The 21,099-nt window shown below is 54.6% G+C and carries 20 protein-coding genes; 10 read left to right on the plus strand and 10 right to left on the minus strand.

Annotation, left to right across the window (positions count from 1 at the left end; translation table 11 throughout):
- Positions 1–24 precede the first annotated feature (24 nt).
- The 9 genes from tssI to comJ (RQI55_RS16545) all read left to right on the plus strand — a co-directional run bounded on the left by tssI (position 25) and on the right by comJ (RQI55_RS16545) (position 8,049).
- Complete coding sequence (tssI, locus tag RQI55_RS16505; protein WP_042619942.1) at positions 25–2,160, plus strand: type VI secretion system tip protein TssI/VgrG; 2,136 nt, start codon at positions 25–27, stop codon at positions 2,158–2,160.
- Positions 2,160–2,531 (plus strand): hypothetical protein, encoded by a 372-nt coding sequence (locus RQI55_RS16510; RefSeq protein ID WP_155399023.1) that lies wholly within the window; start codon positions 2,160–2,162, stop codon positions 2,529–2,531. The genes tssI and RQI55_RS16510 overlap by 1 nt, the downstream gene beginning before the upstream one ends.
- On the plus strand, positions 2,531–4,021 hold the full coding sequence (locus RQI55_RS16515; protein ID WP_243258251.1) for a hypothetical protein: 1,491 nt from the start codon (positions 2,531–2,533) through the stop codon (positions 4,019–4,021). Before RQI55_RS16510 ends, RQI55_RS16515 begins: the two co-directional genes overlap by 1 nt.
- Positions 4,011–4,814 carry a hypothetical protein gene (locus RQI55_RS16520; protein ID WP_155399022.1) on the plus strand — a complete coding sequence of 268 codons (804 nt, stop codon included), beginning with the start codon at positions 4,011–4,013 and terminating at the stop codon, positions 4,812–4,814. The genes RQI55_RS16515 and RQI55_RS16520 overlap by 11 nt, the downstream gene beginning before the upstream one ends.
- Positions 4,815–4,827: 13 nt before the next feature.
- Positions 4,828–5,217 carry a PAAR domain-containing protein gene (locus tag RQI55_RS16525; protein WP_311273171.1) on the plus strand — a complete coding sequence of 130 codons (390 nt, stop codon included), beginning with the start codon at positions 4,828–4,830 and terminating at the stop codon, positions 5,215–5,217.
- Between the two features lie 113 nt (positions 5,218–5,330).
- Positions 5,331–6,449, plus strand: coding sequence for a hypothetical protein (locus RQI55_RS16530; protein ID WP_155399021.1), 1,119 nt, complete (start codon positions 5,331–5,333; stop codon positions 6,447–6,449).
- Complete coding sequence (locus RQI55_RS16535) at positions 6,449–7,012, plus strand: NucA/NucB deoxyribonuclease domain-containing protein (protein ID WP_052496958.1); 564 nt, start codon at positions 6,449–6,451, stop codon at positions 7,010–7,012. The genes RQI55_RS16530 and RQI55_RS16535 overlap by 1 nt, the downstream gene beginning before the upstream one ends.
- 2 nt (positions 7,013–7,014) lie before the next feature.
- Complete coding sequence (comJ, locus tag RQI55_RS16540) at positions 7,015–7,503, plus strand: competence protein ComJ (RefSeq protein ID WP_042619937.1); 489 nt, start codon at positions 7,015–7,017, stop codon at positions 7,501–7,503.
- A gap of 72 nt (positions 7,504–7,575) precedes the next feature.
- A complete protein-coding gene (gene comJ, locus RQI55_RS16545) occupies positions 7,576–8,049 on the plus strand; it encodes a competence protein ComJ (protein ID WP_042619936.1) in 474 nt (157 codons plus the stop codon).
- 56 nt (positions 8,050–8,105) lie between these two features.
- Here comJ (RQI55_RS16545) and RQI55_RS16550 read toward each other — a convergent pair whose 3' ends face one another.
- From RQI55_RS16550 to argH, 10 genes are all read right to left on the minus strand, one after another.
- On the minus strand, positions 8,106–9,635 hold the full coding sequence (locus RQI55_RS16550; RefSeq protein WP_243258250.1) for a tripartite tricarboxylate transporter permease: 1,530 nt from the start codon (positions 9,633–9,635) through the stop codon (positions 8,106–8,108).
- On the minus strand, positions 9,635–10,075 hold the full coding sequence (locus RQI55_RS16555) for a tripartite tricarboxylate transporter TctB family protein (protein ID WP_243258249.1): 441 nt from the start codon (positions 10,073–10,075) through the stop codon (positions 9,635–9,637). The genes RQI55_RS16550 and RQI55_RS16555 overlap by 1 nt, the downstream gene beginning before the upstream one ends.
- A gap of 10 nt (positions 10,076–10,085) precedes the next feature.
- Positions 10,086–11,075, minus strand: coding sequence for a tripartite tricarboxylate transporter substrate-binding protein (locus RQI55_RS16560; RefSeq protein WP_311273170.1), 990 nt, complete (start codon positions 11,073–11,075; stop codon positions 10,086–10,088).
- Positions 11,076–11,157: 82 nt separating this feature from the next.
- Positions 11,158–12,567, minus strand: coding sequence for a sensor histidine kinase (locus tag RQI55_RS16565; RefSeq protein WP_243258248.1), 1,410 nt, complete (start codon positions 12,565–12,567; stop codon positions 11,158–11,160).
- On the minus strand, positions 12,564–13,232 hold the full coding sequence (locus RQI55_RS16570) for a response regulator (protein ID WP_042619932.1): 669 nt from the start codon (positions 13,230–13,232) through the stop codon (positions 12,564–12,566). Before RQI55_RS16570 ends, RQI55_RS16565 begins: the two co-directional genes overlap by 4 nt.
- 163 nt (positions 13,233–13,395) lie before the next feature.
- Positions 13,396–14,451, minus strand: a complete 1,056-nt coding sequence (rsgA, locus tag RQI55_RS16575; protein ID WP_042619931.1) for a ribosome small subunit-dependent GTPase A — start codon at positions 14,449–14,451, stop codon at positions 13,396–13,398.
- A 139-nt stretch (positions 14,452–14,590) separates the two neighbouring features.
- Positions 14,591–17,230 (minus strand): TIGR02302 family protein, encoded by a 2,640-nt coding sequence (locus tag RQI55_RS16580; protein ID WP_311273169.1) that lies wholly within the window; start codon positions 17,228–17,230, stop codon positions 14,591–14,593.
- A gap of 154 nt (positions 17,231–17,384) precedes the next feature.
- Positions 17,385–18,653, minus strand: a complete 1,269-nt coding sequence (gene lysA, locus RQI55_RS16585; RefSeq protein WP_042619929.1) for a diaminopimelate decarboxylase — start codon at positions 18,651–18,653, stop codon at positions 17,385–17,387.
- Positions 18,654–18,664: 11 nt separating this feature from the next.
- Complete coding sequence (lptM, locus tag RQI55_RS16590) at positions 18,665–19,018, minus strand: LPS translocon maturation chaperone LptM (protein ID WP_236728018.1); 354 nt, start codon at positions 19,016–19,018, stop codon at positions 18,665–18,667.
- Positions 19,000–20,400: an argininosuccinate lyase gene (gene argH, locus RQI55_RS16595; RefSeq protein ID WP_311273168.1), complete on the minus strand. Its 1,401-nt coding sequence runs from the start codon at positions 20,398–20,400 to the stop codon at positions 19,000–19,002. The genes lptM and argH overlap by 19 nt, the downstream gene beginning before the upstream one ends.
- A gap of 24 nt (positions 20,401–20,424) precedes the next feature.
- Here argH and tlpA point away from each other — a divergent pair, with 24 nt between their 5' ends.
- Positions 20,425–21,093 (plus strand): thiol:disulfide interchange protein TlpA, encoded by a 669-nt coding sequence (gene tlpA / locus RQI55_RS16600; RefSeq protein ID WP_243258245.1) that lies wholly within the window; start codon positions 20,425–20,427, stop codon positions 21,091–21,093.
- Positions 21,094–21,099 lie beyond the last annotated feature (6 nt).

A 21,099-nucleotide genomic window follows, 5' to 3' on the forward strand; every position in this document is an offset into this window, starting at 1 on the left:
GCGTATGTATAGCGGAGATAGACTGTGACCGAACAACCATCGTCGTCCGATTTCATCCAGGCCAGCCGTGTTTTGAAGGTCAAGTCGCCGCTTGGCGAAGACCAATTGCTGCCCGAGCGGATGGAAATCACCGAGGGTGTCTCGCAGCTTTTCGAGATACAGTTGAATGTCCGTGCCAAGAAAGAAGCGGTCAAGCCGGAAGAGCTGATCGGTCGATTGGTGGATGTGTCAATCGAGGTGCAACAGGGTGACGGCGACGAGGGAAGCGGCATCCGCCGCCCCTTCAATGGCTTGGTCACGGACCTCCATGAAGGACCACCGATCACCCGCGGCCTGCGCTCCTATTCCATGACCATCCGCCCGCAAATGTGGCTGCTATCCCGCCGCTCCGACTGCCGCATCTGGATGGACAAGACGTCGGTGGATGTGGTCGAGACGCTGTTTTCCGAACACGGCATTCCCGCCCCGGATACATCAGGCATCATCATAGTTCCGCCTGTGCAACACTATAGTGTGCAGTTCAACGAAGATGATCTGTCTTATTTACTTAGACGGTTCGAAGAAGACGGACTTTTTTACTGGTTCAGCCATTATGATGGCTCTCACAAGCTGCATGTGGCTGATACCGCCAATGGATGGCTTGGACCATCGCCTTCCGCTCAGGGCGAAGGCAGGGTGAGATTGGCACAAGGCTCCTCAGATCGCAACCACATTAACGACTGGGCTCGCCGCTTTTCCTATGTGTCGGGCCAGCGCGCAGGTGCCGACTGGAATTTCGAGACACCCGGCATGGTGCCAGGCAATATGACGCCATCACTGGTGCAGATGCCAGATGCGACCAAGCGCGAACTTTACGAATATCCCGCCCGCATCAAGACTGTGGAAGAGGCAGAGCGAGCACAAAAACTGCGGGCGCAATCCATCGAAGCCGACCACGATCGCGTCTTCGGCGGATCGACCTCTCGTATTCTCGAAGCAGGCCGCCGCTTCACGCCTTACGAGGTTGCCCACCCCGAACACGAATACGAAGAACACGTCATCATAAAAGCGAGCCACACCATTGTGGATCGCTCCTATGAGACCAACAGCAACGAGCCCGAATACCGCAACACCTTCGAAGCCATCCCCGCCCGCGTGCCTCTCACCCCGCACCGCACCACAAAGCGTCCGAAGATTGAGGGCACGCAGGTGGCTATTGTCGCAGGGCCAGAAGGTGAAGAAATCCATCCGGATCAGTATGGCCGCATCAAGCTATGGTTCCCGTGGGACCGCAAGGCCAGGAAGGATGGGACAGATACTTGCTGGGTCCGCGTCGCCCAAAACTGGGCAGGCTCTACCTGGGGCGGTCAGATCATACCTCGCATCGGCATGGAAGTGATGGTTGCGTTTGTGGATGGTGATCCGGATAGGCCTTTGGTGACGGGGGTGGTGCCGAATGCGCGGCAAACGGTGCCGTATTCTTTACCGGCGAATAAAACCCGAAGTACTTTTCGAACACAAACTCACAAAGGCGAAGGTTTTAATGAGCTCTCATTTGAAGACGAAAATGGTCGTGAAGAGATTTACCTCCACGCTCAAAGAGATCATCGCATTCACGTCGAAAACTCTAGAGCGAAACGTATTGATAACAATCAAGCTGAATCTATAGGTCATAACAAGACGATAGAGGTAGGAAATAACCACGATGAAGTTATCGGAGGTAATATGACGCTCATGGTCGGCCCGAACATTTTACAACGAAGTGTGACGTCAGCGATGGGGCTAATGCGTAATGTAGGAGGTGACCTTGTTAGTGATAAGCTGGCCTCCTTTACGGATAAACTTGGTTTCCTCTCGGCAACTGCCATGGGTGAAGGCAACATGATCATCGGCGTCGGAAAGAATAAGGCGGAGACGGTTATGGTCAGTTCCACAGAAATCGTTGGAGGTGTCAAGACGGTGTCGGTGGGAGGTGGCTATCAACTTTCAGTTCAAGGAATCGAAAATAAGTCTGTCCTCCTTGGCGCATATGAAGAGGTTGGCCAAAATAAAAGTGTTGTAGCTGGAAGGATGATGGAATTTATATGCGGTAAATCATCAATTAGACTTAAAGAAGACGGAACTATTACTATAGAGGGTGTTCACATTGTTGTAAATGGAAATAGGATTGATTTGAACTAATGGGATATTCAGATGGTTTCTTTGCTAGACGAGACCCTGAGCGGCGAGCATTGAGAGACGCCACTAGGACTAGATTTTTTTCAGATCTCGGAGTTGAGCCAAGCGGTGATCCGTTTTCTCATAGTCACACGGATGCCCAAAATACTCTTGTTGAAAAATTACTGATGGATGCAAGTCGAGATCTTGGGGCGGATAACGAGGCTGTGAAGATCATGCTGTGCTCGATTCGGAACATTGGTTTTGGTGATCAAGGAGTGAGACAAAACCAATGTAATTTATTGTTTTCTGCGCTTTCACCCACAGCATTTGCTGAAATGTTTTTTGTAAATCATTGGGGCAATCAGTCAAGCGAAGCGGTGGAGAGTGCTTGATGGGAAGTTTATCGGCACCGGACGCAGGAGTACCTGATACATTTCTCCAAGATAAGTCTTGCGGCCAGCTTGCTGATGATAAGCTCACGGAGGCAAAGGCTCGGATCATTTTTTTAGGGCTTTTAGCCGGTATCGGCGATGACCGAGAAATTCAAGCGGCAAGAAGCTCCTTAAAAGAAGCCGTCATGGAGGTCCAAGGTTTGGGTCTCGACGATGCTGATCAGCGTAAGAAAGTTTTGGAGCTACAAAAGGAATGGTATAATTTAAAATACGGTTCGCTGCCGGATGGAATGTCTGCTGCTCAACGGGATCAAAAAGTAAAGGATATCGATGCAGCAATAAGTGGTATGCCGGTCGTCAATAAATGGACGCCCGTAGGTGTAGCTGACCGACTTGAGCAATGGCTAAAAAGTTGGATCGATGATTTTAGAAAATACTATGATGAGGTCAAAGCTCTTATAGAGGCTGATAGGTGGGGGGCCGCAGTTTGCAAGGTGGGGCTCGATATCACATTTATCGTTGCTGAAGAGGTCTTAGTTTGGGGGGCGACAGCCTTGGTAGGTGCTGCCGGAGGTGCGGCTGCGGCTGTAAGTGTGCATATTTCCGCTAGAGTAATTGCTAGAGGCTCTAAACTAGCTTCCATAATCGTTCGTGCACGCAAGTCCCATGCGGTCAGCCTGCCTCATAAGGCAGGTCATGACGTTAATTTTGGCCAGATTGATACCGCTAAACCAAAAGATTTAACGATTTCAAAAATCGATGACGAAGTAGGAATGGGAGGAGCGGGCGATGACCATGAGCCAAGTACGATGGGAAATAAAATAATTGATGCGCGCCTTAAAAAACGCGACGAAGTATACGACCGGGTTACGGGCGGCCTTTCTCACAAGGACTTAGATTTGGCAGCTAAAGAAGGATACAGTCCGGCCCAGGTATCCGCGCGACAAAAACTATACGATGCATTTGCTCAAGAGTACGGGGACGGCACATCCATCAACAAAGGCATGGATTGGAGCAAGCCTATGCGGATAGTAAAAACTCCGCCTCCGAGTAAACTAGCCATGTGGCGAAACGAGAATGATATGGATCGGCACGGGAATTATTACGACCCGAATGCTGGTGCATCCACTCCCGATCAATCGGGCATTAACTCAGTTGGTCGTCATATGGGGATATTTAAGAACGAAAAACCTGGATTGGCTTTCGAGGGGTATGGCGCTCCAATAACCGATACATGGTCAGTTCATGGCGTAAACAGTTCTCGCAACACTCAGGGTGGGACAAGGCAGTTTTACGTTCCAGACGAATTTAAGCCGGAGCCAGCCGATCGCATCGGGAATTTACACAACTGGCGCGATCTGCCGGGTAATAAACCTTGGGTGAAAGCTGAAAAAGATAAATCCCTAAGGTACGAGCTGAATCCTACGAAGGGTTACCCGGTTTGGTATTATGACGGTCCTCCAATAAAGGAAATCGGCGGTGAAAGATAATCGAATTCCTAACAGTGCAAATACCTTAATACGAGATGACAGCGATGCTGACAAAGTTATCCGGAATTATCTTGCTTGCGATAATCAAACTGTGGAAGGTTCAGGCGTTGAAGGGATGCTGTTGTTGCTCAGAGATTGCTTGCAGCAAGGAATAAATTTTCGCCAAAAATTAAGGGAGCGCTTTTTTATTGAGTGTTATGAAGCTTTAGATGGTGCTGCGAATTTATCAACTGACCTTTATACTGCGTTCACGTACGTCGTTAATAAAATAGAGAAGAATGAGTTAGATGCCGACTACGATCCAGTTTTTTACTATATGATCGAATTCGCCGGTAATTGGTTTCATAATAACGAGAATTTAAAATCTGTACGTGAAAGTAATTCTAGGTCAGTATTTTCATCGTACTTTGGAAATATAAGAAATTCTGTCATTATATACAGGATTTTAGAAGAGCCTAATGATCAATACACGAAGGATAGTGCTAAGGAAACTGAAGTAATTGCTACCTCAGTTTTGAGAAATTATTATAATATTCCTTTTTATATAGCATATCATCAGGAGGCGTGGGGCGAAGCGGCTACGCTTGCACGCGCCGTATATGATTATGTCTTTGATCCCTCTGCCCGCGGTCGGCCTTCGAATTTACTTCCAATATCTGGAGAGTTGACGATCAATTGGCGCCGCAACGCGGACTGGATATTTGATCCTGCAAATCGTCATTGGCTGACTTCCGGTGTCGAAAACACAGACCAAATTGAGCCGCGCTTTCTGACGAGTGGATACATGATGTAACTGAGATTCGGAGATGATGATGCCCCCAGCCCACCGCCGCACTGACATAGGCTCCGGCCACTCCTGCCACTTCCCGCCAACTCTGGCCACCGGCGGCAGCCCCAATGTCTTCGTCAACAACAAGCCGTTGATGCGTGTGGGTGATGCCTATGTGCCGCATGGTTGCCCGGTGTGCCCGGAGCCTGTCCATGGGCGCAAGTTAGCTGCTGGGTCATCCACCGTCTTCATCAACGGCAAGCCTGCCGGGCGCATCGGCGATGCTATCGATTGTGGCGGGCAGGCGCAGACGGGTTCGGCCAATGTCTTCATCGGTGACGAGGGCGGTTCTGGCTCGGGAGGTGCGGGCGGGACGGAATGTCAGAATAGCATGGCTTCTCAGTCGATGCCGATGGTGCGAGGATAGATTTCATGACACCTGATGCCATTGACGAGACCCAGCTGTCTTCAGTCGCTCAGGCTTTGCTGAAAAGCGTTTCCGAAATTGCCTCCGATCCAGACCACCGCGTTTACGTCGTCATGGACGGTTCGCAGTTTGATGATCTTCCCAAACTGTTGAAGGCAGCCAATGTCTCTCACAGGCCGCTTTATCGTTACGCAGGTGGTGACTATGCGGTTATCGTCGGAGGTCCATGGCTGATCGACCCGTATCAAGCCGCGCTCCCCAAAACGATTGACCAGACCTTGGTCGACGAGGGCGCAGACGACATTTCTGATGAGGAGCTTGAGGCGCACTCTGCCGCCCTTTCTGCAAATATGGTCTCGGCGCTTGAGGCGGGTGATGCGACCGGCGGCGGAATGCTGCCTGCACAGTTTAGTCATGACCCGGGTTTGGTCATCGAGCGTCTTCGGCAGATCGTGATGCTTTGCGATGGAAAGCCTGCGGCTGTTTTCTGGGCGGGTGAAAGGTCTTTGAATAACGAGCATCTCTACAAACACCTGCGAGGGCTTAACCGCATATCCGTGCCGAAGGTATGGAAGGATAACCAGCTTACACATGAGGGGCCGCGCGTCAGGAATGAGGATGAATTTTCCGCCGCAGGCGACGATGTCCCGAGGGAAGATTTGACCAATGGTGGGCAGGAGATGGTCATCTTCAGACATGCGGATGCGAATGTGATGATGCAGACGATCCCGGCTCTGGATGAGGTCCAAATAGCGCGCCTGTTTGGCCCGGCGACACAGCTTATCTTCGCCCCCGGTTTGGTCTGGGGCGGAGGTGTCAAGCGGGCACGTCACGCGGCGAATATTAAACCTCCCCTTGGATCACTCCAGTTTGATCCTGCAGCGATGCAGGCGATGAGTGCCGCAAGGTTGGAAGTATCCCGACAGCGGGTCATGGCCTATCTGCGAGAAGCTGACCCTGAAAACAATAAGCTTTCCGATGCAGATCTACGCAAGAAAACATTGTTTTATGAGGCAGATGGCAAGGAAATGGGGCTGAGGTCAGAAGGAGCGCATGCGCGCTGGGCGTTTTTGATGTCGTCCACTGATGGTGAAATAGGCCAAGAGCAGGAAATAAGAAAGGCCGTGAAGTCTTCGGCCGATCCGGATCAAACGTTGGCCGAAATTATGGACGGGATGGTGCGAATTGGCCAGTCTGAAATCCAAGGCAAACGAATATCGGGGAGCGGTTAATGGCTCTTCCTCTCGTTATACCGGTGGCCGTTGGATTAGGTCGTCTTGCCATGCTCGGCTACCGTGCATATCAGGGCTACAGGGCTGTTCGCACAGCGCAGGCAGTCACAGCGACTGCGGAGGCTGCTCTTGCGGCTGAACGAGCAAGAAAAGCAGCGCAATTGGCTCAGGCTGCCGCGATGGCTCAACAACTTGCCCAGACCAAGGCGCGAGATGAGCCATGTGATGACTGCCCGTGCCACGGCGTCGTCGTGATATCCAAAGGGAAATATCCTGAATCGGCGCAGCACATACTGGATGCCCAGGCGGCGGGAAAGCCGGCAACCTTGACAATCGACCGACCGAATGCTGCCATGCGCAGGACGGCGGCAACCGGTACGTATCCCCGAGAGGCTGGGAAGCAGCCCGATGAATACCCTCCTGCCATGTTTCTGGAGGGTGGGGCTGGCGCAAGTGTAAGAAACGTAACCGCCGGTGACAACATGGGAGCAGGTGCTTCGATGGGCAACCAGCTTCGAAAGTATCGTGATGGCTGCAAAGCCACAATTACTGTTGGACCGTGAATATGGCAGAGATTTTTCCTCTTTTTATAAGCTATCAGCAACTGGCAGTTTTCAATGACGGTCTCGACAACCCTTTTAATGATTGGAAGCCGCGACACGTCTCGCAAGGATTTTCCTGGCGCGCCGAAAGCGTTTCCTTCAGAGTGCCGGAAGGTGAGAACTACATCGTGGAAGTGCTTCAGGATTCGGACGTATCGGCCCTGGTCGGTGAACCGACGCGTATCATCCTGACGCCATTTGTTCGGATCAAAGACAATTCCGTTACCGTTGGCTCCATCACTGAAGAAAGCAGGGTCTCGATTGAAGAGGCCGCGAAATATCAATTGTTTTTTGAACTGCTGCCTCGTGGCGTTTACGAGGACAAGCAGTTCGAGCACGGCATTCGGCTCAGATTTGTAAAAGACGATAATCCTGTCTTTGAAATCCGCAAAGCAGATGATGAAATGGATGTGTCGTCTGACTTGGAGTTGGTGGCTCAACCAGCGGAATAGTTGTCTCTGGCTGATCTACACAATTCATGTTCCCATGTTCTGAATATAATCTCTAGCAGTGAGATTTTTGCTGTGTTTACGGAATTTGATTTAACGACACTGCATACCCAACTTGTCGTTCAACACGCTGATCTGCAACTGCCGGGCTTGCTGTGGGATGATGATCACGTGGATCAAGGCTTTGCCTGGTCTGAAGGTATTGTAGGTTTCGGAGTGCCGGATCACGATGGGCAGTGCTTTCTTCGAATTGATGTCTCTGACGAACTAAAACTGGATGCTGGCGGTGAGTGGGCGGTTCGGGTTCCTTTCGAGGTCGACTCACTCTTAAAGATTGGCACGGTGACAAATATGCGTGACGTCTTCGTGCCAAAAGGCCTTTATGGCCTAGTGTTTCAAGCTCTGCCCGGCTCTGCAATGGCGCGCGCGGGATATACCTATGTTCTCTTGCTAACGTTTATAAAGTCTGCCGATCGATCCTTTGAAATTCTAAAGCAGGGAAGACTTGGCACTGACAAGGCGTCGCGGCTGGATGCGCAACGCACTTGACAAGTCGTATCTGCTTTTGCACCTCTGGTCCGATCGGATCGAGTGTGTGCGCTTCCTCAGTCGGTTTCCACCACACTCTTTTCCCGCCACTTTCTAAACCGTGGCATCAGAAGGGGTGTGAGCAGGACTGCTGCAGCCATGACCCAAAGAGCGATAGAAATTGGGCTGGACCAGAGGATCGCCACGTCACCCGCAGAGAGGGAGAGTGCCCGCCTCAAGCTCTGTTCCAGTATTTTTCCAAGAACGAGCCCGAGAATGAGCGGTGCCATGGGTACTCCGAACCGTCTCAGGAAATAGGCTCCGACGCCAAGCACGACCATCAGCACCAGATCAAACGTGGTCGATTTGCCGGAATAGACGCCGATGGTGCTGATGACCACGATGAAGGGCACAAGCACCCAGGCTGGCACGGACAGCATTTTTGCAAACAGGCCGACCAAGGGAATGTTGATTGCCAACAGGATGATGTTGCCGATGAACAGTGACGCAATCAGGCCCCATACCAGATCCGGCTGCGACCGAAAAAGGGCAGGTCCCGGTGTGATATTGTAGAGAGTGAGCACACCGAGCATGATGGCGGTGGTCCCAGAACTTGGAATGCCGAGCGTCAACATGGGAATGAAATTGCTGTTCGACGCGCTGTTATTAGCGGCTTCAACGGATGCGAGGCCGCGCATATCACCTTTACCAAACCTGCTGCCTTCAGGATCACTGCGCTCTACCACGCGCTTTTCGGTCGTGTAGGAGAGTGCAGAGGCAACCGTTCCACCGGCGCCGGGAAGGATGCCCACGAAAAACCCGATTAGAGATCCACGCAGTGTTGCAGCATTGGTGAACTTCATCTCTGCACGGTTGAAAAGCGGTCGCCCAAGCTGCTTGATGCGCGGGGCGGCTCCACCTTTCATGCTCTCAAGCATGATCAGGAGTTCGCTGATGGCGAAGAGACCGATGACGACGGTGGCAAACTGGACGCCATCCACGAGATTAGGTGAGCCGAACGTATAGCGATAGACGCCGGAATTTGCGTCAATGCCCACTGTCGAAATTGCAAGGCCAAGCATGATGGCGAGCAGTGCCTTGACCGGCTGGTCAGTCAGCAGGCCGGTGAGGCATGCGAAGGCCAACACCATCAGCGCAACATATTCGATAGGGCCAAAGGCGAGCGCCCAACGCGCAAGTACAGGGGCCGCCAGTACGATACCAACGGTCGCGATCGCCGAGCCGACGAAGGACGTCCAGGCAGATAGCGACAGAGCAATACCCGCCTTGCCCTGCCGTGCTAGCGGATATCCTTCGATGGCGGTCATGACCGCCGAAGCTTCGCCGGGAACGTTCAGAAGAATCGCACTGATTCTGCCACCATATTCCGAGCCGATATAGATGGCGGCCATCAGGATCAGCGATGACTCCGGTGTAAGGCCGAGTGCAAATACAACGGGTACCAGCATGGCAACAGCGTTGATCGGCCCAAGTCCGGGCAGTACGCCAACCATGGTCCCGACAACGGCTCCAATCGCTGCCAGTAAAAGATTTGTTGGCTGCAGCGCAATGCCAAAGCCATGGCCCAAATAAGACAGGGTTTCCATCAGATCATTCCCCCTAGGGGTCCAACAGGCAAGATAACGTCAAGAACTTTGTCGAAGAGGAGGTAGGATGAAACGGCAAGCAGCACACCTGTGATCGCGCCCTGCCACCACAGCGCTCCAAACACCATCGCAATCGGAACCATCATCACCGCTGTCGATAGGACAAAGCCGAGTGGCTGGAAAAGGAGAGCGTAGGACATAAGGCAAACAGCAAGAACGAGGATCGGGCGGCTGATGCCCGATCCTTCTGTCGTATCCGCTTGCCCGGGTTTCAGCACTAGCAGCAATCCGCATACCGCAATGACGCCCGCGGCCATCAATGGAAATGCGCGTGGTCCTACCGGTTCGTAGGCAAATGGCGCTTGCAGATTGTAGCCATAGGCTATCATGAAAGCGGCCAACGCTAGCGCTGCGACGCCGAGGAAGCGATCCTGTGTCATCGTTGCAATCCTACTTTGTCGTCAGGTCAAAGTCGGCTGCGAGAGTCTTATATGCGGCGACCTGTTTGTTGACGAATGCAGTGGTTTCGTCCGCCGTCATCGGCAATGGAAACAGATTACGTTCCTCGAGAAGTTTTGCGTATTCCAGTGATTTCATGGTCGCGGCAAAAGCATCGCCCCACCATTTGTAATCCGCATCGCTAACCTCTGGTCCGACAAAGAAGCCGCGTGCGATGGGCCACTTGATGTCAAAACCCTGCTCGACAGCGGTTGGCACATTGGCAAGCTTCCCGGCAAGGCGCTGCTCGGAGAAGATGGCGAGAAGTTTCAGCGGTGCGCCGCCATCGATTGCCGCCTGGCTGTCACCGACATCGTTCATGCAGACGTGGACATGGCCGCCTTGAAGAGCCGTCGCGCAATCACCGCCGCCTTCGAACGCCACGAACCGCATGGCTTTGTAATCAACGCCCGCAGCCCGTGCTGCCATGGCCGCTTTCATCCAGTCCTGGCTGCCGATAGTGCCGCCTGCACCGATGATGACAGATGTCGGATCGGCTTTGATGGCAGCCATCAACTCGGTGAGGGATTTGTGTGGGCTGTCCTGTTGCACGACGACAGCGCCGTAGTCGGTTCCAATATTGGCAACCCAGCGAACATCTTTTTCGGAATATGCGCCGAATTTCCCTTGGGCAATATTGAGAAGCGAGCCGGCAGAGAAGGCAACGATGGTACCGGGTTCTGCGCGGCGCTGGCCAACGATGGCATTATACGCAACTGCGCCAATGCCGCCCGGCATATACGAGACGCGCAATGGTGCCTTGAGTGCACCAGACTTCTGCAGGGATGCCTGGGCGAGCTTGCAGGTAATATCGAAACCGCCGCCAGGCTGTGCCGGTGCGATGCATTCAGGTTTTGCGGGTTCCGCAAGCGCGATAGTTGGACTAGTGAAAACAGCAGATAGAATAGCGGCCGCGGACGCTACGCGAATATAGGCGCTCATAAAAATCTCCTCCGGAAATCAAGAATGCGGACCTCCATCCGCATTGCTTCCGCTATATCTGATTGCAGCTTTCAATCAGCTTTCAAAGCGGGGACGAGTCAAGATTTGGCAAGGAGATGCAGACGATGAGCCCGCTTTTGTCTGCGCGATTGCGCACCTCCATCGTTCCGCCGGACGCACGTGCCACGGTCAAGGCAATTGCCAGACCAAGGCCGCTGCCATCGCCAGACCTCTTTGTGGAACCCCGTCTAAACCGGGTGCCGGCATGGGAAATCTCTTCTTCGCTCATCCCTGGACCCTCGTCCATGATCTCGATGATGGCATGTTGCTCGTCGGTCAGAAGTCGAATGGAAATGACGGATTTAGGTGGCGCAAAAGCAATCGCATTATCGATGATATTAACGAGTGCCTCCTGCAAAAGTCCGGCATTGGCGCGAACATGCACAGTGTGGGGCGGTGGGTCGAACACACATTCCATGCGTCGGGCACGGATTCGAGACCACAGCATTCGAACTGTGTCAGCTATGGTCTCTTCAAGAGATATCCGTTCCTGCGGATATGTGTCGTAGCCATGGGATGTTCGCGCGCGGGCGAGCGCCAGAAGCTGGTTCGTCGTGCGCACGGAGCGGTCGAGCACATCGCGTGACGAGGTCAGCGTCTTTCGAACCTCGTCCAGATCCGTCTGATGGAGCGCAACATCGATCTGTGTTCTCAAGATTGCCATTGGGGTTCTGAGTTGGTGCGAGGCATCGTCCAGAAAGCGCCGTTGCTGATCGGCCTGCTCGACATTGCGCTGCATCAGCCGATTGACCGCCTCCACCAATGGGCGCACTTCAAGCGGCAGAGACGCGACTTCAATGGATGTCAGATCGTCCGGTTGTCGCTTGTCGATTGCTTCACGCAGCCGGTTGAGTGGCTTGACTGCCGCATAAACACCGACAGCCAGCAGAACGGATAGAGCCACAATGACCAGAAGGTCACGAAGAATGGCGCGTGTGATCAATTCATTCTGAAAGCCGAGGCGCGATCCTTTTGTTTCGGCAACCTGAATGATGATCTGCGTACTGTCCGGCGCCTTTGACGAAAGAGGGCGCTTCAGTGAACCGAGCCGGATTTCCTGACCAAGATAGGTCTCATCCTGAAACCGCAGTTCGCCTTTGGCAAGGGCTGGAGCAGGTGGAAGCAGGACATCGCCGATTTGAACCAGGCCATCATCGGTATAGACGTTGAAATAGACCGCGCCCTGAGCCGTCAGCTCGAAAAATTTGAAAAGCTGGTAAGGCTGTTCAACGCCCACGCCCCCGCTTTCGGTAGAAATATTGGCGTCGATGGCCCGTATTGCACCGGCCAGAGAGCGATCATAGGCACTGTCTGCAAGTTCGTTGATTGTGGTGGCGCTGAACCAGAGCGTAGACACCATGCCAAGCATCAAAGCGGGCAAAGTCCACATGACCAGCGTGACAATCAGTCGGCGACCTGCTTGCCCTCTCACGTCGGGTCGACCTCGAGAACATATCCGAGGCCCCTCAGGGTGCGGATGTGAACATCATCGCCCAGCTTCTTGCGAAGGCGGTGGGCGATGACCTCCACAGCGTCCAATTGGATGTCGACATCGTAGGAAAACATCCGGTCGATGATTTTCTGTTTCGACATGGGCTCTCCCGCATGTTGAAGGAGTATACGCAGCATCGAATGCTCCCTCGGTGTCAGTTCCAGTGGCTCTCCATGAAGGGAAAAACGCTGTTCGGAAGAATGGTAGCTCAGCGGACCGGAGGAAAATGTGCCAGCGTTCTTGCCATGCGAGCGGCGCACGAGAGCCACCAATCTCGCCTCCAACTCCTCGACAGCGAAAGGCTTTGCAAGAAAATCATCGGCGCCCTGATGAAGGCTTTCTATTCGTTCGGCCAATGTGTCTCTTGCTGTGAGGATAAGCGTTGGCGTGGCATCTCCACGCGCCCGCATAGTCGATAGCAACGACCGACCGTCCATTTCAGGAAGCCCCAGATCTAGGATGACCGCGTCAAATTCCTCTGTCTGGAGGCGCTGGTTGGCGATGGCCCCATCTTCCGCCCACTCAGTCATGAAGTTATAGCGAGCCAATGCTTTCAGAAGCCACTCCGCAAGCTCGGTATCGTCCTCAATCAGCAATATCTTCATCAACAGCTCCGCTTGACCGGGATGATAGTGCCTAAGCTTTTCGCGTTCTAAGCAACGGATTTATTCGAGCAATAGTGCTGAGAGATTACAATCGCTTCCCTGCCCACAGTTCGGCGTGTTGGCGCATGCAACCTGCCGTTGGCGGTCGATCAATTGCAGGCGCTCAGTATTTCTTTTTTTTGATCGTTTTATTGCCCTTCGGCCCGCTGGCAACGGGTGTCCTGTCGCGATTTTCGGATAAAAGACTGCGCCAGCGTTTCACACGGTCGCCATCGAGTTCGCCGTTTGCGACAGCAGCCTGAACGGCGCATCCGGGTTCATGAGCGTGGGTGCAATCGCGGAATCGACACAATGGGGCAAGTTCCGTGATTTCCGCAAACAGGGTATCGATACCGTCGCTGGCGTCACTGACGAAAAGCGTTCTAATGCCTGGCGTATCGATGATCCAGCCGCCATTGGACATGGCATGCAGTGATCGTGCCGTTGTCGTGTGGCGTCCCTTCGCATCCTGCTCGCGGATGGTCCCGGTCTTCTGCATTGCGTCCGGTCTAAGGCCTGAAAGCGTGTTGACAAGCGTTGACTTGCCAACGCCCGACGAGCCGACCAAAGCCAAAGTCTGACCTTCACCACACCACGGCCGTAACGCGGAGGCCGCATCGGCTGAACGTGCATTCAGGACGATGACGGGCAGATCGCGCTGCAGCGCTTCTGCCTGTTGTTGAAACGTTGCTGCGTCGTCAGTGGTGTCAGCCTTGGTCAAAACGATAACAGGATTTGTCTCAGCCTGATTGGCCATGACGAGATATCGCTCCAACCGTGTGAGGTTGAAATCTGCGTTGCATGACGTGACAATCAACAGCGTATCGATGTTGGCTGCGGCAAGCTGGTGGCCGTGACCGCCCTCCAGCCGACGTTGGAACACGGATTTTCTTTGCAGCCGCAGAACGAACATGCCCGTTGCAGGGTCAGTCAGCACCCAGTCTCCCACCGCAAAATCTGCGGTGTTGGAATTGGGAGGCAGATCAAGTTCGACTTGCCCGTTGACATTTACAGCTTCAATCCTCGCGCGGTGAACAGAGGCAATGCGCGCGGGTATCAGGTCCACCTGATCTGGCTTGACCTGATCTGCGAAGAAATCTGACCATCCCAGCGTGTCCAGTGAGAGTGGCGGGTTGGAAAGGGCCAAATCGTGATCCTTGTTATCGAGCGCGCAGGGCATACGGCATGATTGAGCTGTTGATGCTGCGTTCTATACTGAAAACAGAGCAACTGCCACAGACACAGCGCCGTTCTCATCATCTAGCAAGATGTTTGCGCAGAAGATCAGGTTGTCGCCGTCGGGCACTCCGCTGTACAGCTTACTGAATGTCCAGCAGGCGCTCCAGATATCGACGCTCGATTTCACCGGGCGGGTTGTTGCCCAGCTTCTCTCGGATGGCTTCCAGTATTTCGCGGGCGCGTTGAACGTCGATCTCGTCCGGTACACGCACCTGGTTATCGCCGAAATCCGGGCCATTGTTTTCGCGGGGTCGTCCAAGAGGATCGCGACCGTTCTGGCCGCCCTGTCCCATCATGCCTTCCTGGCCTTGGCCGGGCTGCTGGCCCTGCTGGCGCATCGCCTGCATGATTTGGCCCATCATATCCTGCGCGCCTTGGCGCAGGGCATTCATGGCGTTACCCTGTCCTTCGACAGCCTGTTCGCCTTGTCCATCGCCAAGCGCCTGGCCTGCACCCTTCATTTCCTGCTCGGCCTTGCCGAAATTCTGACCGGGCTCCATTCCCAGATCCCGCAGACCCTGCTGCAATTCACCCAGCTGCTTTCCAAGCCCATCCTGCTGCTGGCGCAGCTTCTTCAAGGCTTCACGCAACTGCTCGGCCGTCATCTGGTCGGTCGGGTTCTGCTGTTGCTGGCCCTGTTGGCCATTCTCACCCATTTGCGGGTCGCCACCTTCTTGCGCCCCAGGCTGATCGCCTCGCTGCATGCGATCACGCAGTGCCTGATCCAGCTTGAAGGTTTCGTCCATCAACTTCTGCTGTTGCTGCATGATCTCGCCAAGCTTGTCTATTTGCTGGCGCAACTGGCTGTTCTGTTGCTGCTGTTGGCCTTGCTGCCCACGCTGGGGACGACCGGCCTGAAGATTGTTCATCATGCGCTGCAATTGCGAGAGCATTTCCTGTGCTGCTTCGCGGTTACCAGAACGGGCCAAATTTTCGATCTGGTTCATCATATTTTCCAGATCGCGCTGACGCAGAACATTTTGCGCCTGCTGGTTCATGTTGTTCTGCGGAGCGTTCTGCATGCGTTGCGCAAGTTCACGCATGAACTCGTTCATGGCGTCGCGAAGCTCCTGCATCAGCTTAGCGATCTCTTCGTCGCCCGCTTTGCGATCCATGGCATCCGCGAGGGCATCCTGTGCATCGCGCAGTCGCTTCTCGGCTTGTGAAAGATCACCGTCTTCAATGCCGAGTGCGATTTCCCACAGGTAATCGGCGGTGTTTTTCAGCATCTCGTCATTATAGGCAAGCTTCATGCGTGTTTGCGCAGACTGCAGAAGAAGGTAATGCGTGGAGTTTGGAATTGTCTCGGCAGGTCTCATGCCCACGGCTTCGTTAAAAGCGACTGCTTTGGGCATCTGGCGTGTGTCGAGTGAAAAGATCTGGCGCTGTTCGACGATGGATGCGGCCAGAGGCTCTGAAAAATTCCTGCCGGGAAGCGTCAATTCCTGTGTCGGGCTACGACCGATTTGTCCGGCGCCATCGGTCGCGATAAGGGTTATCCGCACCCTTTTGCCAGCCATCGGGTGTTCTGTCAGGTTGCGACTGGTCACACCCTTCATGTCACGGGGATTTTGGCGTGGCAGGTCCAATTTGAATTCTGGCGGGGGATAGAGCGGCGTGGCGCCTGTTTCGACGCCAATGGGTTCAATCACCGCATGGGCCTCACGAATGCCGTAGTCATCCTTGGCGGTAAAGCCGATTTCCAGTGCACCATTCACCGCACGGCGCGGCAGATTGTCAAACGCGATCGTCGGAGTTTGATCAGGGATGATATTGAACTGCCAACGCTGGCCATTCGCTTCCACCAAGCCGCTTTCTGACACATCCATGCCATAGGTCCGTGGTTCGCGTGGCGCAGAAGCGTCCTTGGTTTCAGCTGTCGCGACGGTCTGCGCATCGGCCTTTTCAGCGCCTTCGGGGATAAGCGTTTTCACCTCTCCACCCACATCCGGCTCAAAGGTAATGACCTCTTCGCCACTCCCGCCTGTCATGCGAATGGTGAGCCTTGAGCCCTGCGGAAGAGAGACTACATCATTTGTTGCGGCATTGCTGCCTGTGAGGAAAATGGGCGCGCGTCCGGTGTAGGAGGGCGGAGTGGCCCAGGCGTCGAGGCGAATATCTGGGTTGGTCAGCCCGCCTGCGGGACGGTTCCGGAAGGCATCGATAAAGTCCCCGGCACCATTTGAGAACGAGAAGCCGAAAGCCGCAAACAGCACAAGCGCTGGAATGGCGCGCAGCGCCATAGGGTCTTGGCGGGCGATGTCAGGCCTTGGCGGCCCCGCATCAAGCTCCGCAATCCGCTTTGCCATGCGCAGCTGGTGCTCTTTCCAAAGGGCCTGCGCAAATGGTGTATCGAATGCGGGTTCGTCTTCCTGAACGCCGACGGGTTGGTGAGCCAAACCATTGCGCTCTTCCAGCAGGCGGGAGGCCTCGTCCTTCGTCGGCCATTTCAGGCGGGCAATCGGCAGAAGCGAACTGATGAAGGCAAAGATGAGAACGAAAACGATGGCGAGGCGCAGCACATCGGGCATTTGCCGGTAAAGGCCGAACCATGACAGGGAGACGAACAGTGCGGCAATGGAAAGCGGGAGCAGGGTTTTGGGTGCGATCCGCTCTGAAACGATGACCAGTTTTGCGATCAGACGTTTGGATGCCACACGCCGCGCAAGGTCAGGCCTATCTTGGAAAGCCCCTTTTCCGCCCTTACCCGATGTGGTCATTAATCCGCTCTCCCGGTTCTGGCCACCCGATTTCACCATCCCGAGACAGCAAAACAATTCCGTGCAACGAGCGTCAGGATAACACTCTTTATGGCGAAGACGAGGGGAAGCCGACGCTACCCCCCGTTTTTAAGGCCTATTCGCTCAATTGTGATCACTCAAGCCAGGCGGGCACGGAATCCAGAGCGATCAGTTCGTCATAAGTTCCGCGAGGGCGCACGACGTGAAACTCGCTGCCTTTGACCAGAACTTCCGGCACCAGCAGGCGAGAATTGTATGTTCCGGCCTGCACGGCGCCGTAGGCACCGGCGGAGCTGACGGCAATCAGATCACCGGGCTGCGGTGCCGCCATATCTCTGTCGAGCGCCAGATAATCGCCTGTCTCGCAGACAGGGCCGACAATATCCGCCTTGATTCGCGGTGCGTCGGGCATGGGCTGCACAACAGGGCGGATGCCGTGATAGGCTTCATACAGAGTTGGACGAATGAGGTCATTCATCGCACCGTCGACGATGACGAATGTCTTTTCGCCGCCATCCTTCACATAGATGACTTCGGTCACCAGAATTCCCGCATTGCCGACAATCAGGCGACCAGGCTCTGTCACGATCTTGCAGTTCAGGCTCTTCAGCTCGTTCTTGACAATGTAAGCATAGGCATCTGGCAAGGGGGGCGGATTGTTGTCGTCTCGGTAAGGAATACCAAGGCCGCCGCCAATATCCACATGGCTGATCGTGTGGCCATCGCCGCGCAGCGCTTCCACAAGTGCACGGAGCAATCGGAAGGCAGCCTCAAACGGCTGCAATTCGGTGATCTGGCTACCGATATGCATATCGATTCCGCTGACCTCGATGCCGGGCAGGGTGGCTGCGTGGGCATAGACGGCGCGGGCGCGCTCATAGGGAATGCCGAACTTGTTTTCCTTCTTGCCCGTCGAAATCTTTGCATGGGTGCCAGCATCGACATCGGGGTTGATGCGGAAGGAAACATGAGCCTTCTTGCCGGCCTTGACGGCGCGCAGATTCAGAACCTCCAGCTCGGGTTCGGATTCGATGTTGAAACAGTAGATGCCAGCATTTAGCGCGAAATCCATTTCAGCAACGGTCTTGCCAACGCCTGAGAACATGATGCGGCTTGCCGGAACACCTGCCGCCAACGCGCGGCGCAACTCGCCACCGGATACCACATCGATCCCAGCGCCAAGCTTGGCAAGCGTTTTGAGAACGGCCTGATTTGAGTTTGCCTTCATGGCATAGCAAACCATCGCATCCACATCGGCGAAAGCTTCAGAAAACACTTTGTAGTGCCGCTCCAGCGTCGCTGTGGAATACACGTAGAACGGTGTGCCGACAGCCTTGGCGATTTCAGGCACAGCAACGTTTTCGGCGTGGAGCACGCCGTCGATATAGTGAAAATGGTTCACAGCGATGGACCTTAAAGAAGCTTGTCGAGAATAAACGGCCGTTCTGGTGTTGGCTGCACCTTGTCATCCGTCGAGCGGATGTTGCGCTGTTCTTGCGGCGTGCTCGGCGGATCGATATCGCCTTTGCGGCCGCAACCTGAAAGAACGAGGCCGACGGCAAGCGTCATGCCGACTGGAACAATGAAACTACGCAAGGTTTTTAAAAACATGGGCCTATCCAAAGGAAATCTCTGCATTCCTGATAACGAAAAACAGGGCACTTGTGCACCCTGTTTCTTTTGATGCTGGCATAACGTTGCCGTGCTGGGCATCTGCGGCTGTCCGTTGCCCTGCACGTTGGGCAGTATCAGTTCTTTGTCCGCCACCAAGCGATCTGCTTGCGCACTTCCGATGGTGCCGTGCCGCCGAAGCTAGTGCGACTGGCGACAGAGGCCTCAACCGACAAGACATCGAAAATGCCAGCCGTTATCGCCGGATTGATGGACTGCAATTCTGCCAGCGAAAGGTCGCTCAAATCGCATTCCTTCTTTTCTGCTAACGCAACCGCGTGGCCGGTGGCGTGGTGGGCATCGCGGAAGGGTAGTCCTGCCTCACGCACCAGCCAGTCGGCCAGATCTGTGGCGGTCGAGTAGCCAGAACCGGCCGCTTGGCGCATCTTGTCGGCACGCACCTCTAGGTCACGAACCATGCCCGTCATGGCCGCGATGGCAAGCTCCAAGCTTTCTGCAGAATCAAAGACCTGTTCCTTGTCTTCCTGCATATCCTTGGAATAGGCGAGCGGAAGGCCCTTCATGATGGTCAGAAGAGCAATCAGCGAACCATTGATCCGTCCCGTCTTGGCGCGGACCAGTTCTGCCGCATCCGGATTTTTCTTCTGCGGCATGATGGAGGAGCCGGTTGAGAAGGCGTCGGAAAGGCGGATGAACCCGAATTGCGGTGTCGACCAGATGACGATTTCTTCGGCAAGACGCGACAGATGCGTGGCGCAGATCGACGCAATCGACAGGAACTCCAGCGCGAAATCGCGGTCCGATACGGTGTCAATCGAATTGCGAGTCGGTTCGCGGAAACCGAGCGCCTTTGCCGTCATATGGCGGTCGATGGGGTAACCGGTGCCGGCCAGTGCGGCAGCGCCAATCGGGCTCTCGTCCATGTGTTCGATGGCGTGGCGAACACGCGCGCGGTCCCGGCCGATCATTTCCACATAGGCCATGCAGTGATGGCCGAAGGTCACCGGCTGGGCGGTCTGGAGGTGCGTGAAGCCAGGCATAACAGTGTCGGCATGTTCTTCGGCACGATCCAGAAAGGCCGCGATCAGTCCCGTCAGCATGGCTTCGGTCTTTTGCAGCTCTTCTTTCACCCAAAGGCGGAAATCGAGCGCGACCTGATCGTTACGCGAACGTGCAGTGTGAAGACGTCCAGCTGCCGGGCCGATGAGATCGGCGAGGCGCGCCTCGATGTTCATGTGAATGTCTTCGAGCTTGCGCGAGAACACGAAGGAACCGTACTCGATTTCTGACAGAATCGTGTTGAGGCCGTGAATGATCTTGTCTTTATCTTCCTCAGAAATAATGGCTTTTGCGGCGAGCATCGTGGCATGCGCTATTGAGCCGCGGATGTCCTGCGCATAAAGCTTCTTGTCGAAGCCGATTGAGGCATTTATCTCTTCCATGATGGCAGAGGGACCGGAAGCGAAACGTCCGCCCCACATCTGGTTGGAGGATTTCTGTTCGGTGCCATCAGCCATGTTTTGCCTGCCCTGGAGTATTCAATGACAGAAAAAAGGCCTTTCAGGCTTCCTTCCGCCAGACTTGTTGCAATTGCTGCCCTGGCCGGCATCGTCTGCGGCGCGGGCGTCGTGATGTTCAGGCTTATTGGGTCTGAAGATCAGGTTCAAGGGGAAGTCGCCGCACAATCGGGTTTATGTGAGGGTGCGGCACAGCGGATTGCATCCTTGAAGCCATTTCTGAAGGGCGATGTCGCAGCCATGTCGGCAAGCGAGCGGCCACGCGTCGTTCCGCTATCCTTCAAGGGACCGGACGGGGCGGCGATGTCCCAGGCAGACTTCAAGGGCAAGACCGTCCTTCTCAATCTCTGGGCCACGTGGTGCGTACCATGCCGCGAGGAAATGCCTGCGCTCAACGCTCTGGAAAAGGAAAAGGGCGCGGATAATTTCGAGGTCGTCACCATCAACATCGATACGGGTGACGATGAGAAGCCGAGAACATTTATGAGCGAATATGGGATCGATTCGCTCAAGCTCTACCGTGACAGTTCCATGGGCGTGTTCAACGCCTTGAAAAAGGAAGGCCTTGCGTTCGGCCTTCCTGCAACATTGCTGATCGATGACAGTGGATGCTTGCTCGGCTCCATGAACGGCCCGGCGGCCTGGGACAGCCAGAACGCCAAGGCACTCGTGGAGTTTGCAAAAGCGAAATAAGGCTGG

Source organism: Rhizobium sp. WCS2018Hpa-16, assembly GCF_031843705.1.
Taxonomy (GTDB): domain Bacteria; phylum Pseudomonadota; class Alphaproteobacteria; order Rhizobiales; family Rhizobiaceae; genus Agrobacterium; species Agrobacterium tumefaciens_C.

Excerpts from the sequence above, each read along its gene's own strand:
- RQI55_RS16550 (WP_243258250.1), bottom strand. The coding sequence starts at position 9,635 with ATGGAAACCCTGTCTTATTTGGGCCATGGCTTTGGCATTGCGCTGCAG.
- RQI55_RS16515 (WP_243258251.1), top strand. The coding sequence starts at position 2,531 with ATGGGAAGTTTATCGGCACCGGACGCAGGAGTACCTGATACATTTCTC.
- RQI55_RS16530 (WP_155399021.1), top strand. The coding sequence starts at position 5,331 with ATGGACGGTTCGCAGTTTGATGATCTTCCCAAACTGTTGAAGGCAGCC.
- rsgA (WP_042619931.1), bottom strand. The coding sequence starts at position 14,451 with ATGCCCTGCGCGCTCGATAACAAGGATCACGATTTGGCCCTTTCCAAC.
- RQI55_RS16510 (WP_155399023.1), top strand. The coding sequence starts at position 2,160 with ATGGGATATTCAGATGGTTTCTTTGCTAGACGAGACCCTGAGCGGCGA.
- RQI55_RS16570 (WP_042619932.1), bottom strand. The coding sequence starts at position 13,232 with ATGAAGATATTGCTGATTGAGGACGATACCGAGCTTGCGGAGTGGCTT.
- RQI55_RS16525 (WP_311273171.1), top strand. The coding sequence starts at position 4,828 with ATGATGATGCCCCCAGCCCACCGCCGCACTGACATAGGCTCCGGCCAC.
- RQI55_RS16580 (WP_311273169.1), bottom strand. The coding sequence starts at position 17,230 with ATGACCACATCGGGTAAGGGCGGAAAAGGGGCTTTCCAAGATAGGCCT.
- tlpA (WP_243258245.1), top strand. The coding sequence starts at position 20,425 with ATGACAGAAAAAAGGCCTTTCAGGCTTCCTTCCGCCAGACTTGTTGCA.
- argH (WP_311273168.1), bottom strand. The coding sequence starts at position 20,400 with ATGGCTGATGGCACCGAACAGAAATCCTCCAACCAGATGTGGGGCGGA.
- RQI55_RS16555 (WP_243258249.1), bottom strand. The coding sequence starts at position 10,075 with ATGACACAGGATCGCTTCCTCGGCGTCGCAGCGCTAGCGTTGGCCGCT.
- RQI55_RS16535 (WP_052496958.1), top strand. The coding sequence starts at position 6,449 with ATGGCTCTTCCTCTCGTTATACCGGTGGCCGTTGGATTAGGTCGTCTT.
- RQI55_RS16560 (WP_311273170.1), bottom strand. The coding sequence starts at position 11,075 with ATGAGCGCCTATATTCGCGTAGCGTCCGCGGCCGCTATTCTATCTGCT.
- comJ (WP_042619937.1), top strand. The coding sequence starts at position 7,015 with ATGGCAGAGATTTTTCCTCTTTTTATAAGCTATCAGCAACTGGCAGTT.